Origin of the sequence: Allobranchiibius sp. GilTou38 (assembly GCF_017565325.1) — a bacterium.
In the GTDB taxonomy this organism is placed as follows: Bacteria; Actinomycetota; Actinomycetes; order Actinomycetales; family Dermatophilaceae; genus Allobranchiibius; species Allobranchiibius huperziae.
Genome location: NZ_JAGEKN010000005.1, coordinates 41,917 through 56,743 on the forward strand (window position 1 = coordinate 41,917; position 14,827 = coordinate 56,743).

Consider the following 14,827-nt stretch of genomic DNA (forward strand, 5'->3'; position numbering starts at 1 on the left):
AGCGAAACCCCAGGAAGGGCGGGTCAGCCGGCGCGGAAGGCCGAGGGCAGCTCCTCGACCTCGGGGTCGAGCGCCATCCCGTCGAAGGGCAGCTCCTGCACCGGCACGTTCTCGTAGGACGCGGGTGCGGCGGGAGCACGCTCAGGAGCCTTGGCCTTCATCGTGTAGGTCGGCTTGGGCACCTGGACCGGCGACCAGGTGTCGTCGGGGGCGCTCTGCGCTGTGACAGACGCGGCGGGCACGGGCGACTCGGGGGCACCGACGGTCGGTACGGCGACCGTCTCGACCTCGACGCGCTCGTTCTTCCGCGCTGCGGGAGCGGGCTGAGCACGGACCGGCGCGGGCTGGGCGTCGAACGGCACGTCGTCCCAGCGGATCAACTCCACGTGGGTCTCGTCGTCGTGGCGCTCGGCGACGGGGCGCCGGCGGCGCACCGGCTGCTGCGGTCGCGACTGCGGGGTCGTCCGACGCACGGCCGGTGCGTCGTGGCCCGCGCGGCGCTGCTCGGCCACGGTCTCGGCGCGCAGCCACAGCAGCACCGCACCCAGCAGCATCAGCGAGGCGACGATCGCGAGCCAGGACACGGCCCCGGCGACCACAAGGAGCAGCGTCAGCGGCAGCAGGCCGGCGGCGACGAGGAACGCGATGCCGCGCGTACGGCGCCGTCCCGCCACGGTTCGTGCCCGGTCGAGCACGTGGTGAAGCTTGTCCGTCATGGACGAATCCGCAGACATGGCAACCTCGTTCGAATGGTGTGCGGGAAGTTGCGGCTCATCGTGCACGGGATGCTCGCCGTGGATCACGGTGCCGGCGCGCAGCGAGGTGCGCTCGGCAGCGTGCGAGTGGGAGGCATCGACGGTGACCGGCGCGCGGCGCTCCAGCACCCGCATGGCGTCGGAGAACGTCTCGACGGTGCGCGCCGTCAGGAGCACCTGCCGGCGGCGGATCTGGTGCTGCAACAGCCAACCGGCCCAGACGACCACGATCGCAACGAAGATGAGGCTGCTCGGGTTGTCCACGAGGGCGACGCTACGGCGTACGGAAAGCGTTGCACCGCAGCACCGTCGGTGTGTCGTCAGACCGGTTCCGGATACGTCGCCCGCAGCCTCCCGACCATCGTCTCGCCCGCAGCGAGGTCCTCCCTCACGACCGCGAACGTGCGATGGTCGCGCCACTGGCCGTTGATGTGCAGATAGGCCCGGCGCAGCCCCTCGTCACGCAGCTCCAGCTTGCGGACGACCGCCAGGCTCGAGTGGTTCTCGGGGCGGATGTTCACCTCGACCCGGTGCAGTCCGACGGTGCCGAAGGCGTGATCGATCGCGGTCGCGAGGGCGTACGGCGTGATGCCGCGCCCGGCGTACCGCTGCGAGATCCAGTAGCCCACCCCCGCGGATCGCAGCGCGCCCCGCACGATGTTGAACAGGTGCATCTGGCCGACCAGCTCGCCGTCGACGGCGACCGCGAACGGCAACAGCTCACCGCGCGCCGCCAGCCGGTCCTGCTGGCGCACCATCTGCGCGAACGACACGGGGGCCTGCTGGATCGGCGAGGTGGAGTCCCACTCCCTGGTCCAGGCGGCGTTCCGCGCACGCAACTGCACGAACTCGGCCCGGTCGGCCCGAGCACGCAACGGTCGCAACATGATCCGCATTCCGCGCCAGTCACCGGCGATCGCGATCGGCCACGGCCGGTCGCTCAATGGTCACCACCGCCGTGCACCTGGGCGACCGCGTGCGGCACGACGTCCCGCAGCACCTCGATCGCGTCCCGCACCCCGCCCGTGGAGCCAGGGAGATTGACGATCAGCGTGCGGCCGGCCACTCCCGCCAGTCCCCGTGACAGCACCGCAGACACGACACCCTTGCGCACGCCGGCCGCGCGCAGCGCCTCCGGGATGCCGGCGACCCGGCGGTAGAGCAGCGCTGCCGTCTCCTCCGGCGTGTGGTCCGACGGCGCCAGGCCCGTGCCGCCCGTCGTGAGGACCAGATCCACCCCGTCCGCGACGGCGGCCCGCAGAGCATCCCCCACCGGCGGACCGTCGGGGACGATCAGCGCCTCGTCCGCGTCGAACCCCCACTCCCGCACGGCGGCCACGAGCAGTGGACCGGAGCGGTCGTCGTACTCGCCCATGAAGGCCCGGTCCGAACAGGTGATGATCAACGCCCTAGGCATCCTGTTCGCTCCAATCACCGGAGCGGCCACCGGATTTCGCCGTTACCCGGATATCGGTGATCCGCGCGTGCTTGTCGACGGCCTTGATCATGTCGACCAGCGCGAGCGCCGCCACGGACACGCTGGTGAGCGCCTCCATCTCGATGCCGGTGCGGTCGGCCGTGCGCACCTCGGCCTCGATGTCGACGCCGTCGTCCTGCACCACCAGGCTCACCGACACGGCGTGCACGGCGACGGGGTGCGCCAGCGGCACGAGCTCCGGAGTGCGCTTGGCGGCCTGGATGCCCGCGATCCGCGCCACGGCCAGGGCGTCGCCCTTCGGCACGGTCCGGTCGCGCAGCGCACCGATCGCCGCGCGCGACAACAGGACCCGACCACGTGCCTTCGCCACGCGCGCCGTCACCGGTTTCTGCGAGACGTCGACCATCCGGGCGTCGCCGGCGTCGTCGAGGTGGGTCAGTCGGTCCATGTCAGGCGCCGCCGATCAACGGGATGACCTCGAGCACATCACCCTCGTGCACCTGGGTGACCTCTGCGGGCACCACCGCCAGAGCGTTGGCGTGCGCGAGCCCGCCCATGATGTGCGACGCCTGGCCCCCGGAGGACACGATGCGCCGATCGTGATCCAGGACGACCCGGGCGAACTGTGCGCGACCGGGCGGGGAGGACCACCCGGTCTGCACCGTCGCGCGGACGCTGTGCGCGGCATCGGGCCGACCGGCCATCCTGCGCAGCGCCGGCGCCACGAACACCTCGAACGAGACGAGGGAGCTGACCGGGTTGCCGGGCAGGCAGAACACCGGCACGTCCCCCAGCATCCCGAACCCCTGCGGCTTCCCGGGCTGCATCGCCACCTGGGTGAATTCGAAGTCGTCGGCGAAGGCCAGCTTCAGGGGCTCGAACGCGCCCGCACTCACTCCGCCGGAGGTCACGATGGCGTCGACCTCCCCCGCGAGCGATGTCAGGGCCGCGCGGGTCTCGGGTCCCCCGTCGCCGACCGTGCGGACCGCGCCGACCACGAAGCCGTGCGCCGTCACCAGCGAGGCCAGCATCGGGCCGTTGCAATCGATGACCTGCCCGTATGCCAGACCGCTCCCAGCGGGGCGCAGTTCGTCGCCGGTGGTCACGATCCCGACGCGCGGTCGGGGAATGACATCCACCTCGGCGTGCCCGGCGGACACGATGGCCGGCATGTGCCACGGCGCGACCCTGGTGCCGGCCAACGCCACCACGTCGCCCTTCCGGACGTCGCCACCGAGCCGGCGTACGGCGGTGCCGGGCGCGACGGCGTGCTCGACGCGCACCTGATGGGTGCCGCCATCGGTCAGTTCGACCTGCACCACGCTGTCCGCGCCGGCGGGCACGGGCGCGCCGGTCATGATCCGCCAGGCGGTGCCCGGCTGCAGCACCGACGACCGGGTGTCACCGGCCGGGATGTCGCCGTCCACCGGAAGGGTCACCGGTGCGTCGGCGACGTCGGCAGCGCGGACGGCGTACCCGTCCATGGCGGAGTTGTCGAAACCGGGCAGGGCGGCACCGGAGACGACGTCGGCGGCCAACACCGACCCCAGCAGCTCCGGTGCGAGCACCGGGATGCGGCGGGGCGCGAGCGACCGGACCTGATCGAGCAGGTGTCGGCGGTGATCCTCGACGCTACGCATGGCCTCGACCCGAGAGTCGCCTCAATGCTCCATGAGGCGGTGCTCGGCCTTGCCCGCCGCCTCGTCGGACGCCGCCCACTCGCGCACCCAGTCCCGAAAGGTGTCGCCGAAGTCACGGTGGCGGGCGGCCAGCCGCACCACGGCCTTCAGATAGTCCAGCCGGTCTCCGGTGTCGTAGCGGTTGCCGCGGAAGATCACGCCGGTCACCCCGCCGCCGGGCACGCCCGGGTCGGTCAGCTTCAGCATCGCGTCGGTCAGCTGGATCTCACCGCCGCGCCCCGGCTCGGTCTTCTCCAACGCGTCGAAAATCGCCGGGTCGAGCACGTAGCGACCGATGATCGCCAGATTGCTCGGCGCTTCGCCCGGCTCGGGCTTCTCCACCAGGGACTTCACGCGGACCAGGTCCCGCTCGCCCTCGATCGACTCGACGTCGGCGCAGCCGTAGAGCTGCACCTGGTCCTCGGGGACCTCCATGAGCGCCACGACGGAACCGCCGTACGTGCCGCGCGCCGCGATCATCCGCTCCAGCAGGTCCTCGGTCTCATCGATGAGGTCGTCGCCGAGCAGCACGGCGAACGGCTCGTCACCCACGTGCGGTCTCGCGCAGAGCACCGCGTGGCCGAGGCCGAGCGGCTCGCCCTGGCGGATGAAATGCACATTGCCGAGGTTGGCCGACTTGCGCACCCGGTCCAGGCGCAGTTCGTCGCCCTTGCGCTCCAACGCCTGCTCGAGCTCCCAGTGCCGGTCGAAGTGGTTCTCCATGGCGGACTTGTTGCGACCGGTGATGGTGAGGATGTTGTCGCATCCGGCGCGGATGGCCTCCTCGACGACGTACTGGATCGCCGGCTTGTCCACGACCGGGAGCATCTCTTTGGGAATCGCCTTGGTGGCAGGCAGGAACCGGGTGCCGAGGCCGGCCGCGGGGATCACGGCCTTGTGCACGTCGGTCTTGTGGGGTGCCGTCATGCCCGAAGGCTAACCGCTCGTCGTTGGGGCCGGTGACGCGTTCCCCGGAGCCCCGGTCCAGCCCGGCGGGTCGGCACACTGGGCCCCATGTGGCGTGAACTCCCCCAGGACAAACATGCGGCCCGGGCGCTGATCCGCGCCGGCCGTCGCGCGCGCCCCGCGCAGGAGCGCTCCGAGGACGACGCGGCACTCGCCGGGCACCTGCGGGACCTGCTGGGCGACCGGCCGTCGGGTCTCGCCGCGACGTACTCCGCGCTGCCGACCGAACCGCCCACCAGGGCCATGAGGACGCTGCTGGAGCAGGCCGGATGGCGGGTGATGGTGCCGATCCTGTTGCCGGACAACGATCTCGGATGGGACGACGGGAACGCTCACGACCCGTCGTACGTTGCCGAGGCGACCCTGTTGATCGTCCCGGCCCTCGCAGTCGACCGCCGCGGCATGCGGCTCGGACAGGGCGGGGGCAGTTACGACCGCTCCCTGCATCGGCGTTCGCCGGGGTCACTCGCGCTGGCCGTGGTCTACGACGACGAGCTGGCGGACGTCGTACCCAGCGAGCCCCACGACCTGGCCGTGGACGCCGTGCTCACACCCCGTGCAGGGGTACGACACCTGACAGAATGACGACTCGCCGCTGAAGGGAGACCCGCATGCCGACGTCGGGGGGCTCCACGGCGATCGACTCCTTCGGCCCGCACCAACTCGCCATCGCCCTGCTCGTCGGCTCCCTGGTGCTCCTGGTCTCGGTGGCGGCGGTGCGCCTCGCGAACCGCTCCGGGCTGCCGACCCTGCTGCTCTACCTGGCGATCGGCGTGGCCATCGGGGAGGCCGGCTTCGGCATCCGCTTCGACGACCCGACGCTCACGCAGGTGCTCGGCTACACCGCGCTGGTCCTGATCCTCACCGAGGGCGGGCTCACGACCCGGTGGTCGACCATCAAATCCTCCGTGGCGCCCGCCGCCCTGCTCTCCACCTTGGGCGTGGTGGTCTCGATCTCCGTCGTCGGAGTCGCATCGCACTTCCTGCTCGACCTGTCGTGGCAGATCAGCTTCCTGCTCGGCGCGATCGTGTCCTCCACCGACGCCGCCGCCGTCTTCTCCGTGCTGCGCAACGTGCCGCTGCCGCACCGCCTCACCGGTGTCCTGGAGGCCGAGTCCGGCTTCAACGACGCGCCCGTCGTCCTGATCGTCATCGCCCTCGCCGAGGCCGCGACCCCGGGCCAGACGAGCGGCGCCTGGTGGACCGTGGTGCTGACGGCCGTCTTCGAGCTGGCGGGCGGCGCCGTGATCGGGCTCCTGCTCGGCTGGGGTCTCGGCCGGCTCATCCGACGCGCCGGTGTCGGGTCGTCCGGCTTGTTCTCCATCGGCATCGTGGCCATCTGCGTGCTCTCCTACGCCGGCGCGACGCTCGCGCACACCAGCGGCTTCATCGCCTGCTACCTCACGGCGCTGGTGCTCGGGAACCTGCACCTTCCGCACCGGCAGGCGGTGCTCGGGTTCGGGCAGGCGCTGGGGTGGCTGGCCCAGATCGGCCTGTTCGTGCTGCTGGGACTGCTGGCCTCCCCCTCCCGGCTCGAGGCTCAGCTGGTGCCGGCCCTGGTGATCGGGCTGGTCCTGCTGCTGCTCGCCCGTCCCGCCTCGATCGTGGCGAGCATGTCGTGGTTCGGGTTCCGGTGGCGCGAGCAGGTCTTCCTGTCCTGGGCCGGCCTGCGCGGCGCGGTCCCCGTCGTCCTCGCGACCGTCCCACTCACGCTCGGGACGCCCCGCACCGAGTGGATCTTCGACCTCGTCTTCGTGCTCGTCGTGGTCTTCACCCTGCTGCAGGCCCCGACCTTGCCGGCGCTCGCCCGGCGCCTCGGACTGATCGAGGACACCCAGGCCCTGGACATGCAGGTGGAGTCCACCCCGCTGGAGGACCTGCACGCGGAGATGCTGCAGGTGCGCGTGGGCCCGCTCTCCCGGCTGCACGGCGTGGAACTGCACGAACTGCGCCTGCCACCGGGCGCCAACGTGACCATGGTGGTGCGCGAGGGTGCCAGCTTCGTCCCCGACCGCCGTACCGTCCTACGGCGCAGCGACCAGCTCCTGCTGGTCACCACGGCCGCCACCCGTAGCGCCACCATCCGGCGGGTACGCGCGGTGAGCCAGGGCGGCCGCCTCGCGGACTGGCGGGCCCGCGGGTCCGGCACGCCGTAGCGCTCTCCTAGACTTGGCGCCCGTGCCCACCTACTCATACGCGTGCAAGGACTGCGGTCACGCGTTCGACATCTCGCAGGCCTTCACCGACGACGCCCTGAGCATCTGTCCCAACTGCGGCGGAAACCTGCGCAAGGTGTGGGGCTCGGTCGGCGTGGTCTTCAAGGGTTCGGGCTTCTACCGCAACGACAGCCGCGACGCCGACAAGAAGAAAGCGGCCAGCTCCGCGAGCGCCTCGAGCAGCTCCTCCGAGGGCAGCACGTCGTCCGATGCCCCCACTGCCAAGTCCAAGGACTCCTCGTCCTCCTCGTCCTCGGGATCCTCCGACTCGTCGTCTTCGTCGTCCTCGTCGAAGCCCGCGTCGGGCTCCACCGGCTCCACGGGGTCCTCCTCCGGTTCCGGCAGCAGCGCGGGCTCCAAGCCCGCCTCCTGACCGGCTCGCGCCCCTTTTCCACACCCCCGCCGCGGGCGCCCGGTTGCCCACACCGCCACGCCCGACCGGTCGCGCGGCCGCACACAGTGGATAGCGTGCGGCCATGACTACAGCTGCAGCCCCTGCCGACCTCGGCGTCATCGGCGGCTCGGGCTTCTACTCCTTCCTGGAGGACACCGAGCACGTCAAGGTGACCACCCCGTTCGGCGACCCGACCGACGACATCGTGATCGGCGACGTCGGCGGTCGGCGGGTCGCCTTCCTCGCCCGGCACGGGCAGGGTCACCGTTACCCGCCGCACCGGCTCAACTACCGCGCCAATCTGTGGGCGCTGCGGTCGGTCGGGGTGCGTCAGGTGCTCGCGCCGTGCGCCGTCGGCTCACTGATCCGTGAGCAGGGGCCCGGCACCGTCGTCGTCCCCGACCAGGTCGTCGACCGCACCTACGGCCGCGACCAGACCGTCTACGACGAGCCGGGCACCGTGGTGCACGTCGGCCTCGCGGATCCGTACTGCCCGCACGGGCGTTCGGCCGTGTTGGGCTCGCCGGACTCCGCCGCGCCAGGACTCGACCTGGTCGACGGCGGCACGATGGTCGTCATCAACGGCCCGCGCTTCTCCACCCGGGCCGAGTCCCTGTGGCACCAGGCTGCGGGGTGGAGCGTGGTCGGTATGACGGGCATGCCGGAGGCTGCGATCGCGCGGGAGCTGGCCATGTGCTTCACCTCCGTGTGCCTGGTCACCGACCTCGACGCCGGGGTCGACTCGGGCGAGGCCGTCAGCCACACCGAGGTGCTGCGGGTCTTCGAGCGCAACATCGAGGGGCTGAAGTCGCTGCTGATGGACACCATCGCCCGGATGCCCGCGGCCGTCTCCGACGCAGACGCCACGTGCGGCTGCCGCCGCGCGCTCGACGGACTGTCGCTGCCCTTCACCCTGCCGTGAACCGCGTGCACGCCCTGCTGCCGCCGGCCTGGCGCGGACCCGGCCGTGCTGCTGCGTGGCGGCGTGCCCGCGGCCGCCGCGTCGCGAGCGCCGGCCTGCTGCTGGTCGCCGGCCTGCTCGGGTGGGGTGCGCTGCAAGGACCCGCCGCCGCATCGGGCTCGATCATCGTCGCTGCGCACGAGCTGCCGGCAGGCCACGTCGTGGAGCCGGGCGATCTGCGCGAGCGTGCCTGGCCCGCCGGAGCCGGCCTTGCGGGAGCACTCCCTCGCTCGGCGGCCCAGGGATCGGTCACCACCGGTGTGATCGCCGCAGGCGAGCCGGTGACCGCCTCCCGGGTGCGTACCGGTCGTCGATGGCCCGGCGTACGCGCCGGTGACGTCGTGGTGTCCGTGCCGGTGGCCGACCCGATGCTGACCCGGCTGCTGCGCGCGGGTGACCGCATCGACGTGCTGGGGGCGACAGGGTCGGTGGGTGCGGACCTCCTGGTGCTCCTGGTCACACAGGCCCCGACCGCGCCCAGCACATCATCGGGTGAGATCTGGGTGAGCGCCCCGACGTCGGTCGCCGCGCGGATCGCTGCCGAGACCGTGACCTCACGGACTGCCGGCACCCAACTGACCGTCGTGCTGCACCCCGCGGCCTGAAGCACGCGCCGGGATCCCGGCGCCTGCAGCGAGAGCTCGACGCGCTACTCCCAGTGCGGTGGGCGTTGCTCGCGCCACCAGCGCTCGTCCCGGTCGTCGGGCTCGCCGGACGACGTGCGAGCCGCCTCGCCCGATCCGGCCCAGCCTTCGTCCTGATCGTCCGCGGACACCGCGAAGTCGTCGGCCGGCTCCGCGGGTCGCTCACGCGGGGCCGCGGTCGGCGGCCGCACGGCACGCCGAGGGCGGCGTCGTCGCTCAGTCATCGCTCCGTTGCGGCGACAGTCCGGGCACCGCGTTCCGCCGGGCCGACGCCGCGTTCACCGCGCGCACCAACCGGGCGACCTCCTTGGCGGGGTCGCGGAAGAGGTCACGCGTGAGCACCCGTTCGTGGCTCCAGCCGCGGGCCCGCAGCTGAGCGGGCCGGATGCGCTCGCGGTCGCGGGCGTAGGGCTGCGACGCGTACGCGGCTCCGTCGGTCTCGATCGCGACCAGCAGGTCTCCGCGGCGCCCCGGATCCTCCACGACCAGGTCGATGCGCGGATCGCCGAGACCGTGCCCGGTGTGCACCGTCAGCCCCTCGGCGCCGAGACGGCGTGCCAGGTCGACGACCGTCACCGAGAGATCGACCGGGGAGCCCTGCGGCGCCGACGGCGCGTCGAGCACGCTGCCGGTCGACGCCGTACGTCGCCTGCGCCCCGGCGTGCCGGACGGGGACGGAGCGGCAGCGTCGTCACCGCGCGTGATCCGTCGCCCGGACCCGCCGGACGCGGCATAGAGCAGGTAGTCGCGCAGCAGCAGGGCGCCGCGGGAGCGCAGCGCCGAAGGATCCAGATCCTCCCCGGACACGCCCGACACCACCACGATGCGGCGACGGGCCCGGCTCATCGCGGTGGTGACGAGCCGCTCGCCGCCCCCCTCGCTCACCGCACCGAGACGCTGCGGCACCCGTCCGCGCGCGTCCCGTCCGAACCCGACCGCCACGACGACTGCGTCACGCACCAGCCCGAGCGCGCGGTCCGCGGTGGTCACGACGCATCGACCGAGCAGCGCGGCCGAGGCAGCGTCGCCCGCAGCGGTGCGCAGCGCCGCGCGGATCCGTTCCGCATGGCGGGCGTCGAAGGACACGACCCCGATGCTCTCCTGCGGGCGGGCGCGCACCTGGTCCAGCAGGACCTGCACGACGTGCTCCACCTCGCCCGGTGACGTGCCGTCGTCGTAGCGGGCGTCGCCCACCACGTCCAGGCGCAGGCCGCCGGACCGGTCGGCCGCGGGGAAGGTGACGATCTCCTCGTCGTAGACCCGGGACGCCGCGAAACCGAACAGCCGCTCGTCGAAGGAGCGGTAGTGGGTGCCGAGGGCGCATACGGGGAAGAGCTCACGCGCGCGGTCGAGCAGCACGTCGCCGCCGCGTGCGGCAGGGCCGGTGGGGAACGGCGCGGGCGCGGCACCGGCCGGGTCGCCGAAGACGACCAGCTGCGCCCCCCGGGCGATCGCCGGTACGGCGTGCGCGGTCCACACCGCCGACGCGTCGTCGACGATGACGGCGTCGAACCAGAGCCCGGCGGGCAGGTGCGTGGGCACCGCGAGGGGTGACATGGCCCAGCAGGGCGCGAGCGCCGTCGTGAGCTCCGGTGCCACCCGGAGCAACTCACCGACGCGCCCGGAATGGCGCTCGAGGGACCCCACCTGTTCCGGCAGGTCACGCTCGGCCGCCGCGCGCTGCGCGGCGATCGTGGCCCGCAACCGGGCGGCCCCGAGGCTGAGGTGGCGGCTGTCGGCGCCGGCGTACGCCTGCGCCGTCCCGCGCACCTGGTCTCCGGTGCCCTCCTCGTACGCCGGGATGGACGCGGCGACATGGTTCACGATCGATGCCCACCACACGAACTCCAGCTCCTGCGCGGCATCCGCAGCCTGCACGTGCCGCGACGCGAGGTCGGCGAGAAGGTCCCCGAGCCCGACGTCCCGCAGCCGGTCCAGGGTCGGCAGGGACGCCGCCGCGGCCTGCAGACGCGTGGGCTGGGCGGCGAGCAGCTCCAGTCGTTCCTGAAGCGCCTGGTAGTCCATCTCGAGCAGTTCGCCCCCGTCCGGCGTGTCCGCCAGACGCTCGCCCAGCCACTCCAGCTCTCCGCGCAGCTCCTCGACCCGGCGCGCCAGCTCGGGCACGCTCGTGCGGGTCGCCGGGCGGGCTCCGGGTCCGGCAGCCGCACGCCACTGCTGGCGTTGGTCGCGGGCGCGCACCAGCACCGCGTGCAGATCGCGCGGCGGCGCACCGGGGCGCAACAAGGCGCGGGCCTGTCGTTCGAGCCGCCGGCGCTCCAGCGCGCCCACGCGCTGCTCGACGCCGGTGCGCTCGCGGCGACCGGTGGTGGCGGTGACCATGTCGTCCAGCGGCGCGTCGAAGATCTCCGTCTGGAACACCTCGAGCGTCTGGTGCACCTGCCGCAGCAGCTCGAGCAGCTCCTCCTCGGCCACCAGGCTCGTCGGCGCGGGCAGCCCCAGGTCGGCGCAGAGCTCCTCCCATGGCGCCTGGTGGGTCGCGAGCCCTCCGCCGGAGAGCCGCTCGACGATCTCCTGGGCACGTTCGGTCTGGCTGGCACCGACCAGGCGCGCGCCGTACCAGGCGTCGGTCTCCCCCGTGGTCGACCAGGCGCCGCCTGCGACCACGGCCGCCAGCTGCTGCTGCAAGTCGTTGCGTCGACGGACGCCCCCGATGCCGGTCAACGCGTCGCCGGTGAGCCGCACCCGAGACCGCGGCGGCGGGGTGCGACGGCTGAGCCGGGTGAGCTGATCCTGTGCCTCGTCCAGGGTCACCCCCCACGGGTCGAGGGGTTCGTGCATGAGCGCGTAGTGCTGCTGCACGCGCGAGCGCAGTGCTGCGACGTCCACATCGAGCGCGGGCACCCGTTCGGCCGATCCCGACGAGGCGTGCAGCACGTCCCGCAGGTGCTGGAGCACCTGCTCGGGTGTGCGGTCCGCACGTCCGAGGTCGAGCATCACATCGGTGAGGCCGGCCCCGGCCAGGTGCTGTTGCACGTCGTCGATACTCGCCCGGGCGTGCGAGACGAAGAGGGCCCGCCGACCTTGTGCCGCCATCGACGTGATGAGGGCGGCCACCGTGTGCGTCTTGCCGGTGCCGGCGGCGCCGAGCACGCACAGGTTCGCACCGGCGACGACGGCGTCAACGACCTCCTGCTGGGTGGAGTCCAGGTCGAGCGCGAGCCACTCGTCCCTGGGGTCGTGCTCGCTGTATTCCGGCGGCAGTGCCCCGACCTCGTCCATCTCCTGCGGGTCGCCGGCGAGCGCGGGCACGACGTGTCCCTGCGCGAGCGTCGTCGCCTGATCGGGCAGGTCGCGCATCAACGGCAGCTTGAAACGGCTGAAGACACCCACCGTCAGGCGGGGCTCGATGCGGAAGTCCAGCAGCCCCGCGCAGGCGGCGCGCATGACGTCGTACGCCGCGCGTGGGTCGAAGTTGCTGCCGAGCGCGACCGCGTCCAGGACGGCCCGGGTGTTCAGGTCCACGCCGAGGGCGGTGAGGGTCGCGACGAGCACCGGGTTGACCTCGACCCGGTCGGAGACGACCAGGTGCAGATCATCGGCGACCGGCCGCAACGTGCAGGTGCGCAGCAGCACCGGTGCGTGCGGGGTGCGGTCGGCGCCCGCCCAGGACCAGCTCGCGATGCCGACGGCCAGATGGCAAGAGGTGAGCCCGAAGTCGTCGTACAGGCGGGCCGCGAGGTGCGCGACGCCGCGGCCCTGCTCCAGCACCCGCTCGCGGGCAGCCGGCTCGCGGAAGAGCTCTGAGAAGCGGACGGTGCCGGAGGACAGCAGACGGGCCATCCCCGCCGGATGCGCGGTGGTCAGATCGATCCGCTGGTCAGTGACGGTGCCGGCGTCCCACAGCAGCGAGTTCGGCCCGCCGATGGCGGACAGCTGCTCCTGCCAGGCTTTGGCCGCCTTCGAAACCAGTGCGGTGCGGGCTGATTCGTCCGTGCCGGTCTCGACGTCTGTCACCACGACAGGCTAACGGTGCGGTGGCCTCGACGACGCCCCGCACTAGCCGCGTTTGAGGTAGGCGTCCAAGAAGACGTTCGTGACGTCCTGGGGGGTGCGCGCCTGGTAGGACAGTCCGTTGGTCGCGGACGCCATCGTGTCGAGCGCGGACTTGTCGATCTGGTCGCCGATCCCGATGGCGACGATCTTGACCGGTTTGGCGGGGTTGTAGGCGCCGCGCAGCTTGCTGACGAGCTGCTGCAGGCTGAGACCGCCGGCAGGGTTGTCGTTGGCCCCGTCGGTCAGGATGACCACGGAGTTGACGTAGCGAGGATCGTACGAGGCGCTCACCCGCTGGTACGCCGCCCAGGTGCTGTCGTAGAGCGCGGTGTCACCGTTGCGGACCACCAGGTCGGGCAGGGTCTTCACGGCGGCCTTCAGGTTGGCCTTGAAGGCGTCGCCGGCGGGGGTGTGCGCGATCGACTCGATGCCGCCGGACTCGTCGAGCCAGGGTTGAGAGCCGACCAGGTTGGTGGAGAACGCCCACGCTCCGATCTTCGTGGTCGGCGGCAGCGCGTCGAGTGCACCGATGCTGAACTGCTCCAGCAGCTCGATCCGACTCTGCCCCTGGGCGATCGGAGCGGTCATCGACCCGGACACGTCGAGCAGGACCAGCATCCGCGCGTCCTTGGCGAGTTCGTTGTAGTCCTTGACCGCGAGCACCGACTCCGAGCTGCTGGGCTGGGAGATCATCTTGGCGTAACTCGGGAGGGCCGCCGGGCTCGGCGCGGCGGCGTCCGGCACCCGGAAACCGGCGGCGACGAGCTGGCGTTTGACGCCCGGTGAGGTCAGCCGCTCGTACAGGGCGCTCAGGACCTTCGCGTCGGGGGCGTCCGACTTCACGGGCACCACCCACTGGTACTCCAGCTGGGGAGCTCCCTGACGGGGAGTGAACGTCAGCAACTTCTGCGTCGGGTGCGCGCGGTTGAACGTGAGCACCTGCTGCTCCGTCGCGGGGTACATGCGGGCCTGCGAGGACCCCTTTGTCGCCTTGTCCTGCAGGGCGCGCGGCGTCTGCGAGCTCCTGCTGAGCGTGATCAGGCTCTTGAAGAACGTGTTGCGCTGCTTGACATTGCTGGTCACCTGCTCGGCGGTCGCGGCGGCGGAGATGGTGGTCGATGAGTCGACCGGGTCACTGACGCTGATCGGCAGCCCGGACGCGAAGATGGTGCGCCAGTCGGTCTTCTTGTTGTACTTGCGGATGCCCTGCAGGCTCTTCGGCACGGCGAAGACCACCGGACTGGTCGCGATCGTGCCGCCCTGGGTGACCCATCCGCTGCCCAGCCTGCTCGAAACGTCATCGACCCAGATCGGGCTGTCGGGGATCCACACATCCGGCACGCTGTCGCCGCCGGACGTGATCTGCTGGGCGACCTGGCCGGCGGGTTCGTCCACCACGGTGTACGCCGCGCACCCGCCTGCCTCCTCGGCAGCGCGAGCCTGGTCGAGGACGAGGCTGTACATCTCGTCGGGCACCGCGACCTTCACCTGGCTCTTCTTCGGGCACGCACTGGCCACGCTGCTGCTTCCTTGGCCGTAATGCCACACCAACGCCCCGGCGATCACCACCACCAGGATCAGGGCGAGGACGCCGAGCCTGGCGACCTTGCCCACGGGACCCTGCCGCCCGCCGCCCCCGGCGACGGTCGCTCCGGACACGCCACCCCCGGCCGCGCTGGACGCCGTCGATGCATCGGCAGAGAGGACGGCCCGGGACGCGCCCGTGACGACCGGGCGGGTGGACCCGGCAGGTCGGGCAG

At 72.1% G+C, this 14,827-nt stretch carries 14 protein-coding genes; 5 read left to right on the forward strand and 9 right to left on the reverse strand.

Going from position 1 to position 14,827, the window contains the following annotated elements:
• Positions 1 to 23: 23 nt before the first annotated feature.
• The 6 genes from JOB34_RS03640 to galU are packed head-to-tail and all read right to left on the reverse strand — an operon-like array spanning position 24 to position 4,799.
• Positions 24 to 1,019, reverse strand: a complete 996-nt coding sequence (locus JOB34_RS03640) for a hypothetical protein (RefSeq protein WP_208051447.1) — start codon at positions 1,017 to 1,019, stop codon at positions 24 to 26.
• A 56-nt stretch (positions 1,020 to 1,075) separates the two neighbouring features.
• On the reverse strand, positions 1,076 to 1,699 hold the full coding sequence (locus JOB34_RS03645) for a GNAT family protein (RefSeq protein WP_243757601.1): 624 nt from the start codon (positions 1,697 to 1,699) through the stop codon (positions 1,076 to 1,078).
• Positions 1,696 to 2,172, reverse strand: a complete 477-nt coding sequence (locus JOB34_RS03650) for a MogA/MoaB family molybdenum cofactor biosynthesis protein (protein WP_208051448.1) — start codon at positions 2,170 to 2,172, stop codon at positions 1,696 to 1,698. The genes JOB34_RS03645 and JOB34_RS03650 overlap by 4 nt, the downstream gene beginning before the upstream one ends.
• On the reverse strand, positions 2,165 to 2,641 hold the full coding sequence (moaC, locus tag JOB34_RS03655) for a cyclic pyranopterin monophosphate synthase MoaC (RefSeq protein ID WP_208051449.1): 477 nt from the start codon (positions 2,639 to 2,641) through the stop codon (positions 2,165 to 2,167). Before moaC ends, JOB34_RS03650 begins: the two co-directional genes overlap by 8 nt.
• 1 nt (position 2,642) lies before the next feature.
• On the reverse strand, positions 2,643 to 3,833 hold the full coding sequence (gene glp, locus JOB34_RS03660; protein ID WP_208051450.1) for a gephyrin-like molybdotransferase Glp: 1,191 nt from the start codon (positions 3,831 to 3,833) through the stop codon (positions 2,643 to 2,645).
• A 21-nt stretch (positions 3,834 to 3,854) separates the two neighbouring features.
• Positions 3,855 to 4,799: a UTP--glucose-1-phosphate uridylyltransferase GalU gene (gene galU / locus JOB34_RS03665; protein WP_208051451.1), complete on the reverse strand. Its 945-nt coding sequence runs from the start codon at positions 4,797 to 4,799 to the stop codon at positions 3,855 to 3,857.
• Between the two features lie 87 nt (positions 4,800 to 4,886).
• On the opposite strand from galU, the gene JOB34_RS03670 reads away from it, so the two are divergent.
• From JOB34_RS03670 to JOB34_RS03690, 5 genes are all read left to right on the forward strand, one after another.
• Positions 4,887 to 5,423: a 5-formyltetrahydrofolate cyclo-ligase gene (locus JOB34_RS03670; protein WP_208051452.1), complete on the forward strand. Its 537-nt coding sequence runs from the start codon at positions 4,887 to 4,889 to the stop codon at positions 5,421 to 5,423.
• Positions 5,424 to 5,449: 26 nt separating this feature from the next.
• Positions 5,450 to 6,994, forward strand: coding sequence for a potassium/proton antiporter (locus JOB34_RS03675; protein ID WP_208051453.1), 1,545 nt, complete (start codon positions 5,450 to 5,452; stop codon positions 6,992 to 6,994).
• A 22-nt stretch (positions 6,995 to 7,016) separates the two neighbouring features.
• On the forward strand, positions 7,017 to 7,427 hold the full coding sequence (locus JOB34_RS03680) for an FmdB family zinc ribbon protein (protein ID WP_208051454.1): 411 nt from the start codon (positions 7,017 to 7,019) through the stop codon (positions 7,425 to 7,427).
• A 103-nt stretch (positions 7,428 to 7,530) separates the two neighbouring features.
• Entirely contained in the window at positions 7,531 to 8,370 is an 840-nt protein-coding gene (locus JOB34_RS03685) for an S-methyl-5'-thioadenosine phosphorylase (protein ID WP_208051455.1), read from the forward strand.
• Positions 8,367 to 9,014, forward strand: coding sequence for an SAF domain-containing protein (locus tag JOB34_RS03690; protein WP_208051456.1), 648 nt, complete (start codon positions 8,367 to 8,369; stop codon positions 9,012 to 9,014). The genes JOB34_RS03685 and JOB34_RS03690 overlap by 4 nt, the downstream gene beginning before the upstream one ends.
• Before the next feature lie 44 nt (positions 9,015 to 9,058).
• Here JOB34_RS03690 and JOB34_RS03695 read toward each other — a convergent pair whose 3' ends face one another.
• From JOB34_RS03695 to JOB34_RS18025, 3 genes are read right to left on the reverse strand one after another with little or no spacing between them, the layout of a single operon-like run.
• Entirely contained in the window at positions 9,059 to 9,277 is a 219-nt protein-coding gene (locus JOB34_RS03695) for a hypothetical protein (protein WP_179479058.1), read from the reverse strand.
• The gene (locus JOB34_RS03700; RefSeq protein WP_208051457.1) at positions 9,270 to 13,028 is read right to left on the reverse strand and encodes an AAA family ATPase; all 3,759 of its coding nucleotides are present in this window, start codon (positions 13,026 to 13,028) and stop codon (positions 9,270 to 9,272) included. The genes JOB34_RS03695 and JOB34_RS03700 overlap by 8 nt, the downstream gene beginning before the upstream one ends.
• A gap of 42 nt (positions 13,029 to 13,070) precedes the next feature.
• Positions 13,071 to 14,726, reverse strand: a complete 1,656-nt coding sequence (locus tag JOB34_RS18025; protein ID WP_208051458.1) for a VWA domain-containing protein — start codon at positions 14,724 to 14,726, stop codon at positions 13,071 to 13,073.
• Positions 14,727 to 14,827 lie beyond the last annotated feature (101 nt).